Origin of the sequence: Pantoea sp. K16, assembly GCF_048452805.1 — a bacterium.
GTDB classification, from domain to species: Bacteria; Pseudomonadota; Gammaproteobacteria; order Enterobacterales; family Enterobacteriaceae; genus Pantoea; species Pantoea agglomerans.
The window spans coordinates 1-18615 of record NZ_JBLWNV010000006.1; the positions used below are offsets into that span (position 1 = coordinate 1).

At 58.5% G+C, this 18615-nt stretch carries 16 protein-coding genes and 1 other RNA gene; 6 read left to right on the forward strand and 11 right to left on the reverse strand.

Going from position 1 to position 18615, the window contains the following annotated elements; translation table 11 throughout:
- Positions 1-95: 95 nt before the first annotated feature.
- A non-coding RNA gene (locus tag ACK13D_RS09185) (RtT sRNA) lies at positions 96-229 on the forward strand.
- Between the two features lie 571 nt (positions 230-800).
- Here the strand turns inward: ACK13D_RS09185 and ACK13D_RS09190 are convergent.
- Entirely contained in the window at positions 801-2276 is a 1476-nt protein-coding gene (locus ACK13D_RS09190; RefSeq protein ID WP_418796220.1) for an AlkA N-terminal domain-containing protein, read from the reverse strand.
- 158 nt (positions 2277-2434) lie between these two features.
- Here ACK13D_RS09190 and ACK13D_RS09195 point away from each other — a divergent pair, with 158 nt between their 5' ends.
- The 3 genes from ACK13D_RS09195 to pnuC all read left to right on the forward strand — a co-directional run bounded on the left by ACK13D_RS09195 (position 2435) and on the right by pnuC (position 4912).
- A complete protein-coding gene (locus ACK13D_RS09195) occupies positions 2435-2977 on the forward strand; it encodes a methylated-DNA--[protein]-cysteine S-methyltransferase (protein ID WP_010260149.1) in 543 nt (180 codons plus the stop codon).
- Positions 2978-3103: 126 nt separating this feature from the next.
- Positions 3104-4165, forward strand: a complete 1062-nt coding sequence (gene nadA, locus ACK13D_RS09200; protein WP_022626034.1) for a quinolinate synthase NadA — start codon at positions 3104-3106, stop codon at positions 4163-4165.
- Positions 4166-4189: 24 nt separating this feature from the next.
- Positions 4190-4912, forward strand: coding sequence for a nicotinamide riboside transporter PnuC (pnuC, locus tag ACK13D_RS09205; protein WP_033785474.1), 723 nt, complete (start codon positions 4190-4192; stop codon positions 4910-4912).
- Here the strand turns inward: pnuC and zitB are convergent.
- The 4 genes from zitB to ACK13D_RS09225 form a co-directional block, all read right to left on the reverse strand.
- Complete coding sequence (zitB, locus tag ACK13D_RS09210; protein WP_418796224.1) at positions 4906-5889, reverse strand: CDF family zinc transporter ZitB; 984 nt, start codon at positions 5887-5889, stop codon at positions 4906-4908. The two genes, pnuC and zitB, sit on opposite strands and share 7 nt — an antisense overlap.
- Positions 5867-8911: a hybrid sensor histidine kinase/response regulator gene (locus ACK13D_RS09215; RefSeq protein ID WP_418796314.1), complete on the reverse strand. Its 3045-nt coding sequence runs from the start codon at positions 8909-8911 to the stop codon at positions 5867-5869. The genes zitB and ACK13D_RS09215 overlap by 23 nt, the downstream gene beginning before the upstream one ends.
- Before the next feature lie 14 nt (positions 8912-8925).
- Entirely contained in the window at positions 8926-9507 is a 582-nt protein-coding gene (locus tag ACK13D_RS09220) for a response regulator transcription factor (RefSeq protein WP_033756983.1), read from the reverse strand.
- A 98-nt stretch (positions 9508-9605) separates the two neighbouring features.
- Positions 9606-9974 carry a YbgS-like family protein gene (locus tag ACK13D_RS09225; RefSeq protein WP_022626030.1) on the reverse strand — a complete coding sequence of 123 codons (369 nt, stop codon included), beginning with the start codon at positions 9972-9974 and terminating at the stop codon, positions 9606-9608.
- A 287-nt stretch (positions 9975-10261) separates the two neighbouring features.
- Between ACK13D_RS09225 and aroG the strand changes: the two genes are divergently transcribed.
- Entirely contained in the window at positions 10262-11314 is a 1053-nt protein-coding gene (aroG, locus tag ACK13D_RS09230; RefSeq protein WP_033785477.1) for a 3-deoxy-7-phosphoheptulonate synthase AroG, read from the forward strand.
- 203 nt (positions 11315-11517) lie between these two features.
- Here aroG and gpmA read toward each other — a convergent pair whose 3' ends face one another.
- The 6 genes from gpmA to modE form a co-directional block, all read right to left on the reverse strand.
- A complete protein-coding gene (gpmA, locus tag ACK13D_RS09235; RefSeq protein ID WP_033756988.1) occupies positions 11518-12270 on the reverse strand; it encodes a 2,3-diphosphoglycerate-dependent phosphoglycerate mutase in 753 nt (250 codons plus the stop codon).
- 151 nt (positions 12271-12421) lie between these two features.
- Positions 12422-13456: a galactose-1-epimerase gene (gene galM, locus ACK13D_RS09240; RefSeq protein WP_010260170.1), complete on the reverse strand. Its 1035-nt coding sequence runs from the start codon at positions 13454-13456 to the stop codon at positions 12422-12424.
- Positions 13450-14598, reverse strand: coding sequence for a galactokinase (galK, locus tag ACK13D_RS09245; RefSeq protein WP_010669660.1), 1149 nt, complete (start codon positions 14596-14598; stop codon positions 13450-13452). The genes galM and galK overlap by 7 nt, the downstream gene beginning before the upstream one ends.
- Complete coding sequence (galT, locus tag ACK13D_RS09250) at positions 14595-15641, reverse strand: galactose-1-phosphate uridylyltransferase (RefSeq protein ID WP_010669661.1); 1047 nt, start codon at positions 15639-15641, stop codon at positions 14595-14597. The genes galK and galT overlap by 4 nt, the downstream gene beginning before the upstream one ends.
- Positions 15642-15878: 237 nt before the next feature.
- Positions 15879-17351 (reverse strand): molybdate ABC transporter ATP-binding protein ModF, encoded by a 1473-nt coding sequence (gene modF, locus ACK13D_RS09255; RefSeq protein ID WP_163851245.1) that lies wholly within the window; start codon positions 17349-17351, stop codon positions 15879-15881.
- Between the two features lie 69 nt (positions 17352-17420).
- Positions 17421-18203 (reverse strand): molybdenum-dependent transcriptional regulator, encoded by a 783-nt coding sequence (gene modE, locus ACK13D_RS09260; protein WP_346551194.1) that lies wholly within the window; start codon positions 18201-18203, stop codon positions 17421-17423.
- 136 nt (positions 18204-18339) lie between these two features.
- On the opposite strand from modE, the gene ACK13D_RS09265 reads away from it, so the two are divergent.
- The gene (locus tag ACK13D_RS09265) at positions 18340-18495 is read left to right on the forward strand and encodes an AcrZ family multidrug efflux pump-associated protein (RefSeq protein WP_010260183.1); all 156 of its coding nucleotides are present in this window, start codon (positions 18340-18342) and stop codon (positions 18493-18495) included.
- Positions 18496-18615: the final 120 nt, after the last annotated feature.

Sequence of the window (18615 nt, forward strand, 5' to 3'; positions counted from 1 at the left end):
CAGTTGACTTTTAATCAATTGGTCGCAGGTTCGAATCCTGCACGACCCACCAATTAAGAAAAAAGCGCCCTCAGGGCGCTTTTTTTGTTTCTGCGGCACGGCGTTCCCCGTGCAGGGTGAGAACCTGCAGCAGGTTCGACTGAATCGCCGGGCGATTCAGGCTGATGCGACAGCATCACCCGAAGGGCGAGGCCCCGGATGGGCCGAGGCAATCCTGCACGACCCACCAATTAAGAAAAAAGCGCCCTCAGGGCGCTTTTTTTGTTTCTGCGGTATCTGATTACTTTTTCAAAGCAAAACGTGATTGGTTTTTAAAGTTGTCGATGAAGTTTGCCGCAAGCCGCTTTGAGATTGAGCCTGCGCAGAGAACAGGGTCAGATCGGAAAGACGCTAAAGCCAATCCATGACCTGCTCGACCCGCGCGATTACGCACCTCATCCCTGAGGTGCGCCCGTAGCCGGGCCAACGCGTTGCGTTGTTCAAAAACGCTCCCGGCGTTTTTGTCCCAGGCGCGGGACGCTTTCCTCTTCTGACCCTGTTCCCTGCGCGTTGAGCTTTTTCGTTGCGGCCAAATCCAGTCGGGTGCGAGTTTGTAAGCAGTCTGGAAAAGCCTCTGGCGATGGCTGTCGGCCCGCGCCATTCTCTTCTGACCCTGTTCCCTGCGCGTTGAGCTTTTTCGTTGCGGTCAGATTCAGTCGGGTGCGAGTTTGTAAGCAGTCTGGAAGAGGCTCTGCATTTTTAGTTTCTGCGATACCGACTATGCAGATCAGGGCAGACTATCTGCATCCTTACATCAACCGTCACGGCTTTTTCTTTGCCTTTGCTACTGCCAGGCTCTCCCAGATATGCATCACTGCATAGCTGCGCCAGGGACGCCACGACTGCGATCGCGCCTCCGCTTCTTTCGATGACATGCCGCCCAGGTTATTCCGGATGGCAATATCCTCTTTGGGAAAGGCATCCGGCCAGCGCAAAGCGCGCATCGCGATATAGTGCGCGGTCCAGGGACCAATACCCGGCAGGCTGATCAGTTTTTTGATGACCTCGTCTGGCGCCTGAGCGGCACTGAGACGAAGATCTCCGCTGGCGCAGGCATTTGCAAAGGCGATGATGGCGCGGGAGCGGGCGGCACTGACAATCCCCATCGGCGCGACATCGTCTACCGTCAGTCCGGCGATGCGTTCAGGATGGGCGGTGTAGCGGGTCAGATCGGCGAACGGCGTCTCACAGGGTTCGCCAAAGGCGGCGGCAAAACGGCTGCTGACCGTGGTGGCCGCTTTGACCGTCACCTGCTGGCCGATAATGGCGCGCACGCCCAGCTCAAAGGCGTCGAATGCGCCAGGCACACGCAGACCCGGATGCGAGATCAGGCTGGGTGCCAGCAGTGGGTCCTGCGCCAGACAGGCGGCGATACGCTGCGGCTGTGCGTCGAGATCGAACAGATCACGCAGACGGCGCAGCAGCAGAGGCAGAACCGGCGTCAGCGAGGTTGAGAGCGTCACCTGCAGCGCATTCTTTTGCGGCAGATGCGAAACAGAGACCCAGCCCCGGCAGCGGCCGAGCACCACGGTGCGTCGCCAGCAGCCATCTTCCACCGCCTCGACCTCTTTCATCAGATGCGTCTGCAAGAACCAGAGCATCGCCGCCCAGTCGTAGGGAGGGCGATAGGCCAGCCGCAGCGTCACACGGTCGCCGGGCTGCGCACACTGAGAGCCCGTATCGTCCCTGCGCAGCGCGCCTGGCGTCATGCGGTAACGCGCCTGGAAGACATCATTAAAGCGCCGCAGGCTGCCAAAGCCGCTGGCATAGGCAACGTCAATAATCGGCAGCCGGGTTTCGGTCAGCAGCTGTTTAGCCAGCAGCATGCGCCGCGTCTGCTTCAGTTCCAGCGGCGAGACACCCAGCTCCTGCTGCACGATACGGCGCAGCTGACGCAGGCTGATACCGAATTCAGCGGCAATTGCCTCCAGTCCTTCACGTTCCTCCAGCATGCCTTCCTCGATACGCTGAACCAGCCGCTCTGCCACACGGTGCGGCTGATCAACCGGCGCATTACCGGGTGCCAGTTCGGGCCGACAGCGCAGGCAGGGGCGAAAGCGGGCTTTCTCCGCCGCTTCGGCGCTGCTGAAGAAAAGGCAGTTCTTCTGCATCGGCGCTTTGACCGGGCAGACCGGACGACAATAGATACCGGTTGAGGTCACGCCAACAAAGAAAACGCCGTCAAAGCGGGTATCACGAGAGGTCAGCGCCTGATAGGCAATGTCGGGATCGAGCATGGCAGTTCTCCGGTAAATAAGCGCAGCCTACACCGGTGAATCCCGGCAGACTGGCTGTTTTCGGACAGCACAACAGTTTATCGCCATGACCGAAAACAGCCAGTCAGGCTGATGAAAAGTGCGATAATAGGCGACAGAACCGTGACGGGAGAATCACCATGTACTACTTCAAACCGATAGTCACCCCGGTGGGTGAACTGAAACTGGTCGCAAGCGATAGCGGCCTGGCGGGTATTTTGTGGGAAAACGACGATCCAAAACGCACCCGGTTTTTGCCGCAAACGCGCGATGACGATCATCCCATTCTGATCGAAACTGAGCGTCAGCTCAGCGAATACTTCACCGGTGCTCGTCGCTGCTTTGAGCTGCCGCTCGATTTTGTCGGCACTGAGTTTCAGAAAAAAGTCTGGCAGGCGCTGGTGGCGATCCCGTTTGGTGAGACGCGCAGCTACAGCCAGATTGCGCGGGAGATCGGCCATCCGCTGGCGGTGCGTGCCGTCGGGGCGGCCAATGGGCGTAATCCGCTCTCGATTGTCGCACCGTGCCACCGCGTGATTGGAGCCAACGGCAAGCTGACCGGCTTTGCGGGCGGACTGGATATCAAAGCCTTTCTGCTGGCACTGGAAGCGCCGCAAAAACCGCTGGTACTGGCAGATGAAACGCAGCCCGGCAGGGTCGGCGCTGTGATGCAGACAGAATAAATATCGCACGACACAGCCAGGCTTTTCCGCTATCGTGTTTAGCATATAAAACACGATGGCGGATTAGACGCCATAAGTCGCCGAAACAGGCGATTTTCGTTAATTAGACAAAACGAGAGCTGTGTCATGAGTGTGATGTTCGATCCAGAAAGCGCCGTTTACCCCTTTCCGCCCAAACCCGCCCGTCTGAGTGACGACGAGAAGGCGTTCTACCGTGAGAAAATTAAAGCGCTGCTGAAGGCGCGAAACGCAGTGATGGTGGCGCACTACTACACCGATCCGGAAATTCAGGCGCTGGCAGAAGAGACGGGCGGCTGCGTTTCCGACTCGCTGGAGATGGCACGCTTTGGCAGCAACCATTCGGCGACGACACTGCTGGTGGCGGGCGTGCGCTTTATGGGGGAAACCGCCAAAATCCTCAGCCCGGAGAAAACCGTACTGATGCCGACGCTGCAGGCGGAGTGCTCACTGGATCTCGGCTGCCCGATTGAAGAGTTTAATGCCTTTTGCGACGCCCATCCCGATCGCACTGTGGTGGTCTACGCCAATACCTCGGCGGCGGTAAAAGCGCGGGCCGACTGGGTGGTGACCTCAAGCATTGCGGTCGAGTTGATTGAGCACCTCGACAGTCTGGGCGAAAAAATTATCTGGGCGCCGGATCGCCATCTTGGCCGCTACGTTACCCAAAAATCGGGCGCGGACGTGCTCTGCTGGCAGGGCGCGTGCATTGTGCACGACGAGTTCAAAACCCAGGCGCTGCAGCGTATGAAAGCGCTCTATCCCGACGCGGCAGTGCTGGTGCATCCTGAGTCACCGCAGGCGATTGTCGATCTGGCCGATGCGGTCGGCTCGACCAGCCAGCTGATTCAGGCCGCCAAATCCCTGCCACATCCGCAGATGATTGTGGCGACCGATCGCGGCATCTTCTACAAAATGCAGCAGGCGGTGCCGGATAAAGAGCTGCTTGAAGCGCCGACCGCCGGTGAAGGTGCCACCTGCCGCAGCTGTGCTCACTGTCCCTGGATGGCGATGAACGGCCTTAAAGCCATCGCAGAGGCGCTGGAGTCGGGTGGGGTGGAACATGAGATTCAGGTGGATGAGACGCTGCGTGAGGCGGCGTTACTGCCGCTTAATCGCATGCTATCCTTTGCAGCGGAACTTAAACTCAACGTGAAGGGAAACGCGTAAGCGTTTTCCGGACAGGTGCTCAGCATGGACTTCTTCAGCACACACAATATTCTGGTTCACATTCCTCTGGGTGCCGGAGGCTACGATCTCTCATGGATTGAGGCTATCGGCACGCTGGCGGGCTTACTCTGCATCTGGTTTGCCAGCCTGGAAAAAATCATCAACTATCCCTTTGGCCTGATTAACGTCACGCTGTTTGCGGTGATTTTCTTTCAGATCCAGCTCTACGCCAGCCTGCTGCTGCAGCTCTTCTTTTTTGCCGCCAATATCTACGGCTGGTACGCCTGGAGTCGGCAAACCTCCGATCATCAGGCGGCGCTGAAAATCCGCTGGCTGCCGCTGCCTAAGGCGCTGGCCTGGACGGCGGGCTGTGTGATTGCGATTGCGCTGATGACCCTCTATATCGATCCGGTGTTTGCGCTGTTAACCCGTGCGGCCGTCACGCTGATGAACGGCGTTGGCCTGTCGGTGGCGATGCCCGCGCTGCAGCCGGATGCGTTCCCGTTCTGGGACTCCTGCATGATGGTGTTGTCGATTGCGGCGATGGTGCTGATGACGCGCAAATATGTTGAGAACTGGCTGCTGTGGGTCATCATCAACGTGATTAGCGTGATGATTTTTGCCCGTCAGGGCGTCTATGCGATGTCGCTGGAGTATGTGATTCTGACGCTGATTGCGCTGAACGGCTCGCGCATGTGGATCCGCAGCGCGCGGCAACAGGGTTCCCGCGCGCTGTCGGCTCAGTGAGTGTGCGCTTCGCCTTTAGCGTGAGCATGCTCATGGTCGTGTGAATGGCTGTGATCATGGCCGGTGGCGGCAGCGCCGCTTAAGCCGAGTTCACACTCGGCACCGGCACAGGGCTGATACTCCATCTGCACGGTCGCATGCGCAATCTGATAGTGCTGGCGCAGATAGTCGTGGATACGATGCAGCAGCGCATCGTGATCGTAAGGCGGGATCACCTGCGCATGCAGCGTCAGCATCGGCTTTTCGCCCACCTGCCACAGATGCACATGGTGAACATTGCGCACCTCTGCGATGTTCAGGGTGAGATCACGTATCAGCCGGTTCACATCCAGCGAACGCGGCGCCCCTTCCAGTAACTCCTGCAGACTCTCACGCAGCAGCGCCCAGGCGCTGCGCAGCACCAGCAGTGACACCAGCAACGACAGAATCGGATCGATTGGGGTCCAGCCGGTCAGCATAATAATCACCGCCGCGACAATCGCACCCACCGAGCCAAGCAGGTCGCCCATCACATGCAGCGCCGCGGCCCGCACGTTGAGATTCTTCTCTTCGCTGCCGTGATGCAGCAGCCAGAACGACAGAATATTGGCCAGCAGGCCGCCAATAGCAATCCCCAGCATCAGGCCGCCGGTCACCGGTTGCGGGTCGGCAAAGCGGCGCACCGCCTCCCAGACGATCAGTGCGGTAATGCCCAGCAGCGCAATGGCGTTAATAAATGCGGCCAGCGTGGTCAGACGCAGCAGGCCAAAGGTGTGGCGTGCATTGGGTTTACGGCGCGAGAACTGCACCGCCAGCAGCGCCATCATCAGCGCGGCGGCATCGGTCAGCATATGCCCGGCGTCGGCCAGCAACGCCAGTGAACCCGAGAGCCAGCCGCCAATCACTTCAGCCACCATAAAGACAACGGTCACCCCGAAGGCGGCCGCCAGACGCGTGCGATTACTATCCTGCCCGCTATGAGTGTGGGTATGTGCCATAAGATTCCAGTTTTTTCAGTAACCTGTTTGCTAATAATATCAGTAATTGCCACGTCTCAGACGTGTCCTGATGCTGTTTTGCCTGCTCCGCCAGTTGCTGGCTGAGCTGTGCGCCCTGCTCCAGTCCCACCAGTAACCAGCTTCCTTTCATCCGGTGCGCCGCTTCGGCGAACGGCATCCACTCCTCGCGCTCGCGTGCTTCGCGCATCACGGCCAGATCCTGCGTCACCGTGTTGTGCAGCGTCTGGCTCAGACGGCGGAGGAATTTCTCATTCTGCTGCGCCAGTTGCCACAGATTATCATCCAGCGCCGCCAGCGGATCTTCCTGCCACTCTGCCAGCAGCGCGCTGAGATCGGCTAACTGCACCGGTTTTATCATTACCCGCTCCCGCGCCTCCAGCGGTCGTGACAGCAGCTGGGCATCCGCGGAGCAGAGCACCCGCATCGCCTGACGCTTCCGCTGACGGTCACGCCGCCGCAGTATCCGCAAAAGCAGCGTGCCGTCAGGCCGCGGCATCATCTGGTCGATAAACAGCAGGTCATAAGGCTGCTGCGCATCGGCCTGCAGCAGCGCGCGTCCCTGCTCAAAGATGTCAGCCTGAATCGCAAAACGCGACAGCTGCTGCTGCATCACCAGCAGATTGGTCGGATGGTCATCGACAATCGCCACCCGCAGTTGTGGAAGGTCGGGCAGGGCGGTTTCATCCACGTGGTTTGCTGGTGCGCAGACCGCCAGTGGCAGCGTCACGGTGACCTGGGTGCCGTGACCGGGTTCAGAGGCAAGCCGGATGACGCCGCCCATCCGCTGCACCATTTCCCGGCAGATAAACAGCCCCAGGCCGCTGCCCTGCACCGAAACCGATTTACCGGACGGCGCCTGATACCAGGGATCGAACAGCTTCTGCTGCTCCTCTGGCGGAATGCCGCTGCCGCTGTCGCTCACCGTCAGAATCAGCTGTTGTTGCTGTGCGGCCAGCGTCAGGCGAATCGCGCCGTGGCGGGTAAATTTCAGCGCATTGGTCATCAGGTTGTTGACCACCTGCTGCAGGCGATCGGCATCGATCATCACGGCATCAGGCAGCGGCGTCAGCGCCTCGACGATCAGATGCGGGCCGTCTTCGCGCATTAACGGATGATAAAAGTGCTGCTGCTGATTGAGCCACTGCGCCAGCGCCAGCGGACGGGGCGCCAGGGTAAAACTGTTGCTCTCGATGCGCGCATGATCCTGCAGATCATTCAGCAACGTCAGCAGCGATTGCGCACTGCTGTGCAGCAGCGTCAGGTTCTGGCTGCTGTGCTGCTGCTTCTCCAGCTCCAGCAGTCCGAGGATCGCCTGCATCGGCGTGCGCAGCTCATGGCTGACGGTCGCCAGGAACTGGCTCTTCATCGCATTGGCGTGCTCAGCCTGTTCACGCTGCTGACGCTCCCGGCGCTGTTGCCAGTAGCGGCGCGCCAGCAGCAGCAGCAGTAGCGCAATGGCCGCACCTGCCACCGCCAGCACCATCATCGGCAGCGAACGCATCACCATCACGCTGCCGGGCTGTGGCGGGGTTGACCAGCTGTCGCGCATCTGACTCTGTGTGTCAGCCGGGATCTGCTGCAGCGCGCGATCCAGCAGGGTGCGCAGCACCGGCTGGTCAGCCGTCACGCCCAGCGCGATCGGCCAGGCGATGTCGCTGGCGGCAAAGGCGAGGTGGATGCGCGCATCATCGCGGCTGGCGATACGCCAGCGGGCGGAGAGCACGTTATCGACCAGCGCATCGATCTGCCCTTTTGCCAGCGCGTCATAGAGGCTATTACGATCGGCAAACTGCAGCGGCTGCAGATCCGCAGGCAGCAGACGCAGCGCCAGGTCATCCTGTAACACGCCGACCCGCTTGCCGCGCAGGTCGCGCCAGTGCGCCAGCGTATCGGGCTGGAGGGTGTAGATGCCCCACAGCGCGCGCCACACCGGCAGCGAGGTGCTCTGCATCGCATCGCCGTTCAGCGGCTGCATCAGCTGCAGCATCGCCTGCTGCTGACCGATCAGCGTGTTCGCCTGACGCGGATTGCTGACCCACACCGGTTCAAACTGCAGGCCGGTGCTCTGAGCTATCGCTTTCAGCAAATCCACGCCATAGCCTCTGGCGGTCCCGCTGGCATCGCGATAACTCCAGGGATAGTTGTCCGGTTCGGCGGTGTAAGTAATACGCGGATGATCGGCAATCCAGGCGCGTTCAGTGGGGCTGAGCATCAGGGTCTGCGTATCCTGGTAGCGCGGCAGGGTACTGCTCCAGCGCGCCTGCAGCGTGTTCATCAGTTCTGCTGGCAACTGACGCAGGCTCTGATTAATCCAGCTGATAAGCTCTGGATCGCGGGAGACCGCGCGCAGGTTGAGCTGTCCGGCCTCGATGTGTGAGGCGATCTGATAAATCTGGCCCTGTTGCAGCTGGCTCAGCAGAAATCCGGCGCTGGTCTCATCCGCCACCACATAATCATTCTGCTGATTCAGCAGGGTATAGAGCGCCTGCAGATCACTGCTGTAGCGTCGCCAGCTGTGGCGGGCCGCCAGCGCAGGCGGCAGTTGTGCCAGCGTGCTTTCGCTGATCGCCAGTTGGGCATTCTGGCTGTTAAACATCACGGCACGCTGGTTTTGCTGATTGCGGTAGACCCGAAGCGGGCTGCTGTACCAGTTATCGCTGCTCAGCGCGCCGGCTGGCAGGGGAGAAATCCACATGCCAAGCGCAAAATCGATCTGGCCGCTGTTCAGCGCCTGCATCAGATGCGGCTGATCGCTGTAGAGGTTGAGGCTGAACTGCGCGCCAGTCAGCTGGCGCAGTGCGGAAAGATAGTCAGCATTGATGCCATACAGGTCGTTGCCGATGCGCATCGCCCAGGGGGCGTAGTTCTCTTCCAGCAGGCCAACTCGCAGGATTTTGCCCTGCATGGTTTCCGCGTGTGTCACCGGCAGCATCATCGGCAGATTGATGCTGCTCACCGGACGCACCTCAGCCACAACGGAGCCGCACAGCAACAGCAGCATCAGCAGGAGAGTTCTCACTGCTGCGCCTTCCACAGGTCAGCCAGTTCCACCACCGAACGAGCGCCGGTTTTTTCCAGAATGTTCTTTTTATGGGTGCTGACCGTTTTGTTACTGATGTGCAACTGGGCGGCGATTTGCAGATTGGACAGGCCGCTGGCCAGCAGCGCCAGAATCTGACGCTCTTTCTGGGTCAGCGGGAGTTCCGGCTCATCATCCATCACCGGAAACGCCGTCTGACCGCCCAGCACCGCCAGGATAGCGCTAAGCAGCTGCGCCATGCGCTGGCTCTTCACCACATAACCGGCGGCACCCAGCGCCTGGGCGCGACGCACATAGTGGCGGGTCTGCTGAGCAGAGTAGATCAATACCGGACAGTCGGGCCGATGGATCTTCAGGCGACGCAGGAACTCCAGCCCATCGCTGTCCGGCAGGCCAATATCCAGCACGATGATGTCCAGTGGCTGCTGAAGCAGGGGACGGGCGGCTTTTTCACTGCTGGCAGAGAGGAGCTGAACCGGAATGGGTGACTGGCTCAGAGCGGCTTCAAGTGCCACTTCAACCAGCGGATGATCGTCAATCAGAAGCAAAACGGCCATGAAGGATTTCCTGTAAAATTCACAGGATTAGCATAGCGGAAGAGTGGGACAGAGGGGAGAAAAACCAGGAGAGCGTCAGCTCTCCTGGCTAAACAGAATTACTGGGTGGTGCCGTCGGTTTTGGTATCTACGTCACCGCCGCCCACTTTAGTCTGAACTTTTTTATTGATGTTCGGACATTTACCATCTTTACACTGGGCGTTCTGGTCCATTTCGTTAGCAGACATATTACCATGGCTGGTGGTGCTGCCGGACGTTGCAGGATTGGTATCGTTGCCAGTGTTATTAATTTTGCTGTTATCGACATTATTTGGCGGCAGATTCTCTTTCGCTCCGCCCGCTGCTGCACCTGCACTGGCTGCCTGATTCGATGTACCGTTATTGCTGCTGCTGTCTGCAGCCAGTACCGCACCGCTGCTCAGTGTCATTGCTGCTGTCAAAAAGAGTAAGGCAAACTTTTTCATCATTATGCTCCCGTTAATAAATGAAGGTGCTTTAAGCCCAGAGGTGCAATTTCGGGTAATAAAATCCCTGACGAAATATAATTCGCCGGTTGGCTTAAACAGGGTGATTTAATTTGGTAAGCGGGACGTTCCTCAGTGCTTACCATTAAAAAGTCTAGTCGCTAACCTGATTAATGCAAATATCACCCGCACATTTAACCCGCAGCGGGAATTTACACCCCAGGCGCTTCGGGCTACATTGGGCAGGTTGTGTCCGGCGGGCGCCGGGCCAGAAATAATATGGAATCAGTATGAATTACCAGAACGATGACTTACGCATCAAAGAGATTAAAGAGCTGTTACCTCCGGTTGCGCTGCTCGAAAAATTCCCGGCGACCGATCGTGCTGCACAGACCGTTTCACAGGCCCGTCAGGCGATTCATCAGATCCTGCAGGGCAAGGACGATCGCCTGCTGGTGGTGATCGGCCCCTGCTCGATTCATGACACTGAAGCGGCAAAAGAGTATGCCGACCGCCTGCTGGCGCTGCGTGATGAGCTGAAAGGCGAGCTGGAAGTGGTGATGCGGGTCTATTTTGAAAAGCCGCGCACCACGGTGGGCTGGAAAGGGCTGATCAACGATCCCTACATGGACAACAGCTACCAGCTCAATGACGGTCTGCGTCTGGCGCGTAAACTGCTGCTGGATATTAACGACAGCGGCTTACCGGCGGCGGGCGAGTTTCTGGATATGATTACCCCGCAATATGTGGCTGACCTGATGAGCTGGGGCGCGATTGGCGCGCGCACCACGGAATCCCAGGTACACCGTGAGCTGGCGTCCGGTCTCTCCTGTCCGGTCGGCTTCAAAAACGGCACCGATGGCACCATTAAGGTGGCGATCGATGCCATTAACGCGGCGGGATCGCCGCACTGTTTCCTGTCTGTGACGAAGTATGGTCACTCCGCCATTGTGGAAACCAGCGGCAACGGTGACTGCCATATCATTCTGCGCGGCGGCAAAGAGCCGAACTACAGTGCGCAGCATGTTGCAGAGGTCAAAGAGGGCCTGGCAAAAGCGGGTCTGCCACAGCAGGTGATGATCGATTTCAGCCACGCCAACAGCAGCAAGCAGTTCCAGCGTCAGATGATCGTGGCAGACGATGTCTCACAGCAACTGATTAACGGTGAGCAGGCAATTGTCGGTGTGATGATTGAGAGTCATCTGGTGGAGGGCAACCAGAGCCTGGAGAGCGGCGAGCCGCTGGTCTATGGCAAAAGCGTCACCGACGCCTGTATCGGCTGGGAAGATACCGACAAGGTGCTGCGTCAGCTGGCGGCAGCGGTTAAACAGCGCCGCGGCTGAGTGGGATAACTGACAAGGTCTGACCCGGTTCGTGTTGAGGATTGTGCCTCTGACCGTATTCCCTGCGCTTTGAGCCAATCAGTTGTTGCCTGGCTCATTGATCTCTTTATTCTGACAACGAACACAGTGCGCAGCGTTCGTGCGCGCAGCCCAATAAAAAAAGGCCAGACTTTCGTCTGGCCTTTTTGCATTTCAGCGAGAAATTACTTCGCTTTACCCTGATTCGCAACGGCTGCGGCTTTCGCGGCAATCTCGTCCTGGTCGCCCAGGTAGTAGCGTTTCAGCGGTTTGAAGTTTTCATCGAACTCATAAACCAGCGGTACGCCGGTAGGGATGTTCAGTTCGAGGATTTCATCTTCGCTCAGGTTATCCAGATATTTCACCAGCGCACGCAGTGAGTTGCCGTGTGCGGCAATGATCACTTTCTCACCGCTTTTGATGCGCGGCAGAATGGTTTCGTTCCAGTAAGGGATAACGCGGTCAATAGTCAGCGCCAGGCTTTCGGTGGTTGGCAGCTGCTCTGGGGTCAGTTTCGCGTAACGCGGATCATGGCCCGGGAAGCGCTCATCTGAACGATCCAGCTCTGGCGGAGTAACGGCAAAGCCGCGACGCCACTGCTTAACCTGCTCATCACCATATTTGGCAGCGGTTTCCGCTTTATCCAGACCCTGCAGCGCACCGTAGTGACGCTCGTTCAGACGCCAGGTTTTCTCAACCGGCAGCCAGGCCTGATCCAGCTCATCCAGCACATTCCACAGCGTGTGAATGGCACGCTTCAGTACTGAGGTGTAAGCGAAATCGAAAACAAAGCCCTCTTTTTTCAGCAGCTGACCTGCTGATTTGGCTTCGCCACGACCTTTCTCAGAAAGGTCAACATCATACCAACCGGTAAAGCGGTTTTCGTTGTTCCACTGGCTTTCGCCGTGTCGCACCAGAACCAGCTTAGTTACAGCCATAGCTTAACTCCTTAATACTGTGATGTTTCTGTGAGATTGGAAACCTGCTGCTGCCCGCCTGACACGCGAGCTGATTGCGCCATACCATAACGGAAAAGCGGGCAGCGCGTAAGCCTGTGTGTGACGCACTGCGCGTTTTTCAGCCGGAGGCTCAGCGTGGCGTGAAGCGATAACGCGTCACGGATTCCCAGCGATCTCCCGGCTGCAGCCAGCAATCAGGCTGAGGCCATTCATCATGATTAGGCGAATCCGGTAAAAATTCGCTCTCCAGCGCAATACCCTGAAATGCAGTATAGCTCGCCTGCTCACGGGCACGGGTGCCCGCCAGGTAGTTGCCGGAGTAGAACTGCAACGCCGGTGCCGAAGTGGTCACGCTGAGCTGCAGTCTGCCATCTTCCGACCAGAGTTCTGCCGCAGGCTGAGTGTCGTCGCCTGCGCTGTTGAGCAGAAACGCATGGTCATAGCCCTTCACCGCTCGCTGGTCGTCGTCTGCCAGAAACTCCTGTGCCACGACTTTGGCCTCGCGGAAATCAAAACTGGTTCCGACAACCTCTTTCAGCGGCGCATTCGGGATGCCTTCGCTGTCGACCGGCAGATAATGGTCGGCGTGCAGTTGTAAGCGATGCTGGCGGGCGTCGCCATGATGCGCATCAAGGTTAAAGTAGGCGTGGTTAGTCAGATTGACCGGGCAGGGCTGATCGCAGCGCGCTTCATAGCTAATGCTCAGGCAGTTCTGGTCATCCAGCTGATAGCGCAGATCGGCAATCAGATTGCCGGGATAGCCCTGATCGCCATCAGGCGAATCAATGCGGTAGTGCACCTCGCTGTCAGACTGGCTGACAATCTGCCAGCGGCGCTTATCAAAGCCTTCCGGTCCGCCATGCAGCTGATGTGCGCCCTGGTTCGGCACCAGCTGGCGGTTCAGTTTATTCAGTTTTGCCCCGGCGATGCGGTTAGCGTAGCGGCCGACCGTCGCGCCCAGATAGGCATCCTGATGGAGATAGTCAGAGGGCGTGGCGCAGCCGAGTAGCGCTTCACGCACCGTGCCATCCTGCATCGGCACGCGGGCGGAGAGCCAGGTTGCGCCCCAGTCCATAAAGGTTGCCAGCATGCCGTTGGCATTGCGCAGCACCGTTATGCGCCACGGCTGACCGTCGGGCGCATGGGAGTTGACGTCGTTCAGCATTGGCCGGCTCCTTCAGAGGCTTTGCAGACGTAGAAGGTCTCTTTGATGCCGGTCGCTGCTTCATACTGCTCCGCTACGGCGGCTTTAACCTGATCGACCAGATCCAGTGGCATCAGCGCGACGATACAGCCACCAAAGCCGCCGCCGGTCATACGTACGCCGCCGCGCTCACCGATCTGCGCTTTCACGATCTCTACCAGGGTATCGATCGGTGGCACGGTGATCTCGAAGTCGTCACGCATCGAGGCGTGAGATTCGGCCATCAGCTGGCCCATACGGGTCAGGTCGCCCTGCGTCAGCGCATCGGCTGCTTCCAGGGTGCGGGCGTTCTCGGTCAGAACGTGACGCACGCGTTTTGCCACCTGCGGGTCGAGCTGCGCCTGTGCCGCTTCAAACTCGGCCAGTTCAACGTCACGCAGCGCCTTCTTATTGAAGAAACGCGCGCCCGCTTCACACTGCTCACGACGCGTGTTGTATTCGCTGCCAACCAGGGTACGACGGAAGTTGGAGTTGATGATCACCACCGCGATATCTTCCGGCATCGACACCGGACGCGTGCCCAGCGTGCGGCAGTCGAGCAGCATGGCGTGATCTTTCCGGCCCAGCGCGGAGATCAGCTGGTCCATGATGCCGCAGTTACAGCCGACGAACTGGTTTTCCGCTTCCTGACCATTCACGGCAATGGCGGCGCCATCCAGCGGCAGATTATAGAGCTGTTGCACCACGGTGCCGACCGCCACTTCCAGCGAGGCAGAGGAGCTGAGGCCCGCGCCCTGAGGCACGTTGCCGCTGATCACCATATCGATGCCGCCGAAATCGGCATGACGCTGCTGCAGATGTTTCACCACGCCGCGCACATAGTTGGCCCACATCGGTTCCTGCAGGCTGACGATCTCTTCATCCAGCGAGAATGTGTCCTGCGCATTCTCATAATCCGCCGCGACCACCCGAATCTGGCGATCGTCACGGCGGGCACAGGCAATCACCGTCTGGTAATCGATGGCGCACGGCAGCACGAAGCCGTCGTTATAGTCAGTGTGCTCGCCAATCAGGTTAACGCGGCCCGGTGCCTGAATGGTATGCGTAGCGGCGTAACCGAAGGTGTCAGAGAAAAGCTGCTGCGTGATGGTTTTTAAGCTCATTGTTGTGCCTCACGGAAGTGAACGTCGCTGACAGAACGCAGACGTTCCGCCGCCTGTTCCGCCGTTAAATCGCGTTGGGTTTCGGCCAGCATCTCATAGCCAACCATAAATTTACGCACCGTTGCTGAGCGCAGCAGCGGCGGATAGAAGTGAGCATGCAACTGCCAGTGATCGTTGGCTTCGCCGTTAAACGGCGCGCCGTGCCAGCCCATGGAGTAGGGGAATGAGCACTGGAACAGGTTGTCGTAGCGGCTGGTCAGCAGCTTAAGCGCCAGCGCCAGGTCGGTACGCTGCGCCTCATTGAGGTCGGTAATTCGTTTGACGTGCGCTTTCGGCAGCAGCAGGGTTTCAAACGGCCAGGCGGCCCACCACGGCACCACCGCCAGCCAGTGATCGGTTTCCACCACGGTGCGGCTGCCATCCTGCTGTTCGCGAGCCAGATAATCGACCAGCATCGGCGAGCCATGTTTAGCGAAATAGTCGCGCTGATGATCATCTTCACGCTGCGCTTCATTCGGCAGGAAGCTGTTGGCCCAGATCTGACCATGCGGATGCGGGTTGGAGCAGCCCATCGCCGCGCCTTTGTTCTCAAACACCTGCACCCACGGATAGTGCTGACCCAGATCGGCGGTCTCTGCCTGCCAGGTACGCACCACCTCTTCCAGCGCGTTCAGCGACATCTCCGGCAGGGTTTTGCTGTGATCGGGCGAGAAGCAGATGACCCGACTGGTGCCGCGAGCGCTTTCACAACGCATCAGGATATCGTCGCTCTCAGGCGCGTCTGGCGTGTCGGTCATCAGCGCAGCAAAGTCATTGGTAAAGACGTAGGTGCCCGCATAGTCCGGGTTTTTGTCGCCGGTGATGCGGGTGTTTCCGGCACACAGGAAGCAGTCCGGATCGTGCGCCGGTAACGTATTGACCGCCGGGGTTTCCTGCGCGCCTTGCCACGGACGTTTGGCCCGATGAGGTGAAACTAAAATCCATTGATCAATCAGTGGATTGTAACGGCGATGCGGGTGATCGACCGGGTTGAATTTTTCCATGTTAGATCCTGGTAAGCGTCAAAAGCCAAAGAGGCATCGGTAAAAAGTAGCACATCAGCGCGCCCGAAAGCGTGATCAAGTCTGGATAAATGGTATCGTTTACACAAGCTGAATATTCTTATTTCGTGGCATTGTGTGCGGATATATGGCGTGAAAGGTGATGTGGAATGGTAGCGCTTACACAAGGGTGCTTTAAAACGCCGCAGCAGCGGCGTGGGGTGACGCGTTACAAGAGCCTTAGTGCAGGGTTTCCTGCTGATAGTGATAGCCGCCGTCATGGGCGATAAAGCTCAGGCGATGTGTGATGCAGGCGGGCGCATCTTCCGCGTGATGCGAAACAAACAGCAGCTGAGTCCGTCCCTCGCCAATCAGCACATCGACAAAGCGCCGCACCAGCTGGCGGTTAATCGGGTCGAGCCCCTGTAGTGGCTCATCCAGAATCAGCAGCGTCGGATGCTTAACCAGCGCGCGGGCAATCAGCACCAGCCGCTGCTGTCCCCATGAGAGCGAGTGGAACGGCGCATCGGCCTGTCCGTTATCCATCCCCAGCAGTGCCAGCCACTGCTGCGCCAGCGCTTTTTGCCGGTCAGAAGCCGCCTGATAGAGACCAATAGAGTCGAAGAAGCCCGACAGGATCACCGTGCGCACATTGGTGCTGACGCGGTAATCGAGATGCAGGCTGCTGCTGACATAGCCAATATGCTGCTTGATATCCCAGATGGTTTCACCACTGCCGCGACGGCGGCCAAACAGGGTTAAATCATTGCTGTAGCCCTGAGGATGATCGCCGGTCACCAGGCTGAGCAGGGTCGATTTTCCGGCGCCGTTCGGGCCGGTAATCTGCCAGTGCTCGCCGGCGTTGACCTGCCAGTTCAGCCCCTGAATTACTGGCTTATCGTTATACGAGACGGTGCCGTTGCGCAGGATAACGCGCGGCGCATCATCCGCCAGCGATGGCAGCTGATCCGGCGCATCCGCCTCAGGTAACGCCATTCCCATCAGCTGTTCACTGTGTGCCAGCTGCGCCACCAGCGCTTCCGTTAAAATGGCCTGGCGTGGCCCGCTGTGGGTGAGTGTGCACTCCGCCAGCACGCCAACCTGCTGAATGAAGTCGGGAATATCGTCAAAGCGATTGAGCACCAGCACCAGGGTAAATGTCGATTGCTGCAGGCCGCGCAGCGTGTCGGTCAGGCTGGCGCGCGACGCCACATCCAGCCCGTCAAACGGCTCATCCAGAATCAGCAAATCTGGCTGGTTCATCAATGCCTGACAGAGCAGGGTTTTGCGGGTTTCGCCGGTAGAGAGATATTTGAAGCGGCGTGAAAGCAGCGCTTCGATGCCGAACTGCTGTGCCAGCTGCTCGCAGCGCTCGGGCTGCTGCACCTCCGCCTGAATCACCTCTGCCACGGTCAGCCCGGTATCCTCTTCACCTTCGCTGAGCATATCGGTGTTGTTGCGCTGCCACTCCTGCGCCACCAGGGTTTGTAGCTGCTCCAGCGACAGCCGGACCGGCCGTCTGAAATCGCTGCTGACTGAACCGGCCAGCGGCGGAAGTTCACCAGAGAGTGCGCGCGCCAGTGATGATTTGCCGCTGCCGTTGGCTCCGACAAACGCCCAGCTTTCGCCGCGCTGCAGTTCCACCTGATTCAGACTCAGTATCCGGGTATCGCTAAGACGAAACGTGCCTTGCGAAATGTGCAATGAAGCCATGATCTGTTCCATTTTTTGCATCGTGTCACTGAGTTGTAACCATTGCCCTTAATGAAGTCAAATCAACCGCTAGAGCAGGGTGGCGACGATGGCGTGTTCGGCATTGAAACTGGCGATCACTGCGTCGCCGGGCTGCAGCGTCAGTTGCTGCAGCTGATCGTTGCTCAGGGTCGCGCACAGGGTTTCGCCGCTGGAGAGCTTCATCAGCACTTCACTCATCTGCTCGCCGGGTTCGATGGCACTGACCGTCGCTGCCAGCTGATTGTCATCCTGTGCGGCGTCACGACTGATGCGGATCCACGGCGCCTTGATCAGCACCAGCACCTCTTTACCGGCGGCCAGTTGCAGGCGATCGGCGCTGCGCTGGGTCAGCGCCACATTAAGCTGCGTGACGCCATCGGCCAGTTGAATCAGCAGATGCTGGACCACCTGCTGCGCATCGTTACTGACGACAGTGCCAAACAGCTGGTTACGGGCGCTGGTCTGCAGAGAGAAACGGGCGATGGCCGCCAGCAGACTGTCGAGCGGTAACGTATCCTGCTGCAGCGCATCAAAGGCTTTCTGCTGGATCTGCTCCATCAGCTGGAACAGCTGAATCAGGCGTTCACCGTAGCGGGTCAGCGTTGCACCGCCGCCGCCTTTGCCACCGGTGGCCCGCTCCACCAGCGTTTCATCCGCCATCTGGTTCATCTCATTAATCGCATCCCAGGCACTTTTGTAGCTGATACCGGCCAGCTTCGCCCCCTGACTGATCGACCCGGTCTGCTGTACGCGTTTCAGCAGCTCAATACGTCGCGGATCGGCAAACAGTTTCTGTTGTAAACGGATATGAAGGGACAGTTCGGCTTCCATGACAGCTCCGGCAAAGGGTTAAGGCGAAGGCCGATGATAGCGGCGTTTTGTGACCAAAGTAAAAGCACGAAAAGGGCTGCGCAAAATTTTGCTGACCCGTTACAATCTCTTTTTTGTTAGCAGAGTGAGACTCTCCATGCTGGAATTACTTAAAAGCCTCGCCGTTGCCATACTGATGGTGCCTGTCGTGATGGCGCTGATGCTGGGCATGATTTATGGCCTGGGTGAAGTGTTTAACGTCATCTCTAAAATTGGTCATCGCGAAAAATCCTCAGCCCGTTCGCACAATTAATTGCTGCCACGCCCGCCATCTGCGCGGGCGTGGTCGTTTTTATCTCTCCTGATTTAACCTTTTGTTCCCCCTGCCGATAATTTACTGAACCTCACTGACATTGCGCTATATTATCCGCTA

Bases quoted from the DNA above. Each gene is read 5' to 3' on its own strand.
- modF (WP_163851245.1), bottom strand. From the start codon at position 17,351: ATGGCTTCATTGCACATTTCGCAAGGCACGTTTCGTCTTAGCGATACC.
- ACK13D_RS09190 (WP_418796220.1), bottom strand. From the start codon at position 2,276: ATGCTCGATCCCGACATTGCCTATCAGGCGCTGACCTCTCGTGATACC.
- aroG (WP_033785477.1), top strand. From the start codon at position 10,262: ATGAATTACCAGAACGATGACTTACGCATCAAAGAGATTAAAGAGCTG.
- ACK13D_RS09265 (WP_010260183.1), top strand. From the start codon at position 18,340: ATGCTGGAATTACTTAAAAGCCTCGCCGTTGCCATACTGATGGTGCCT.
- galT (WP_010669661.1), bottom strand. From the start codon at position 15,641: ATGGAAAAATTCAACCCGGTCGATCACCCGCATCGCCGTTACAATCCA.
- pnuC (WP_033785474.1), top strand. From the start codon at position 4,190: ATGGACTTCTTCAGCACACACAATATTCTGGTTCACATTCCTCTGGGT.
- gpmA (WP_033756988.1), bottom strand. From the start codon at position 12,270: ATGGCTGTAACTAAGCTGGTTCTGGTGCGACACGGCGAAAGCCAGTGG.
- galK (WP_010669660.1), bottom strand. From the start codon at position 14,598: ATGAGCTTAAAAACCATCACGCAGCAGCTTTTCTCTGACACCTTCGGT.
- ACK13D_RS09215 (WP_418796314.1), bottom strand. From the start codon at position 8,911: ATGCTGCTGTTGCTGTGCGGCTCCGTTGTGGCTGAGGTGCGTCCGGTG.
- ACK13D_RS09225 (WP_022626030.1), bottom strand. From the start codon at position 9,974: ATGATGAAAAAGTTTGCCTTACTCTTTTTGACAGCAGCAATGACACTG.
- ACK13D_RS09220 (WP_033756983.1), bottom strand. From the start codon at position 9,507: ATGGCCGTTTTGCTTCTGATTGACGATCATCCGCTGGTTGAAGTGGCA.
- galM (WP_010260170.1), bottom strand. From the start codon at position 13,456: ATGCTGAACGACGTCAACTCCCATGCGCCCGACGGTCAGCCGTGGCGC.
- ACK13D_RS09195 (WP_010260149.1), top strand. From the start codon at position 2,435: ATGTACTACTTCAAACCGATAGTCACCCCGGTGGGTGAACTGAAACTG.
- nadA (WP_022626034.1), top strand. From the start codon at position 3,104: ATGAGTGTGATGTTCGATCCAGAAAGCGCCGTTTACCCCTTTCCGCCC.
- modE (WP_346551194.1), bottom strand. From the start codon at position 18,203: ATGGAAGCCGAACTGTCCCTTCATATCCGTTTACAACAGAAACTGTTT.
- zitB (WP_418796224.1), bottom strand. From the start codon at position 5,889: ATGGCACATACCCACACTCATAGCGGGCAGGATAGTAATCGCACGCGT.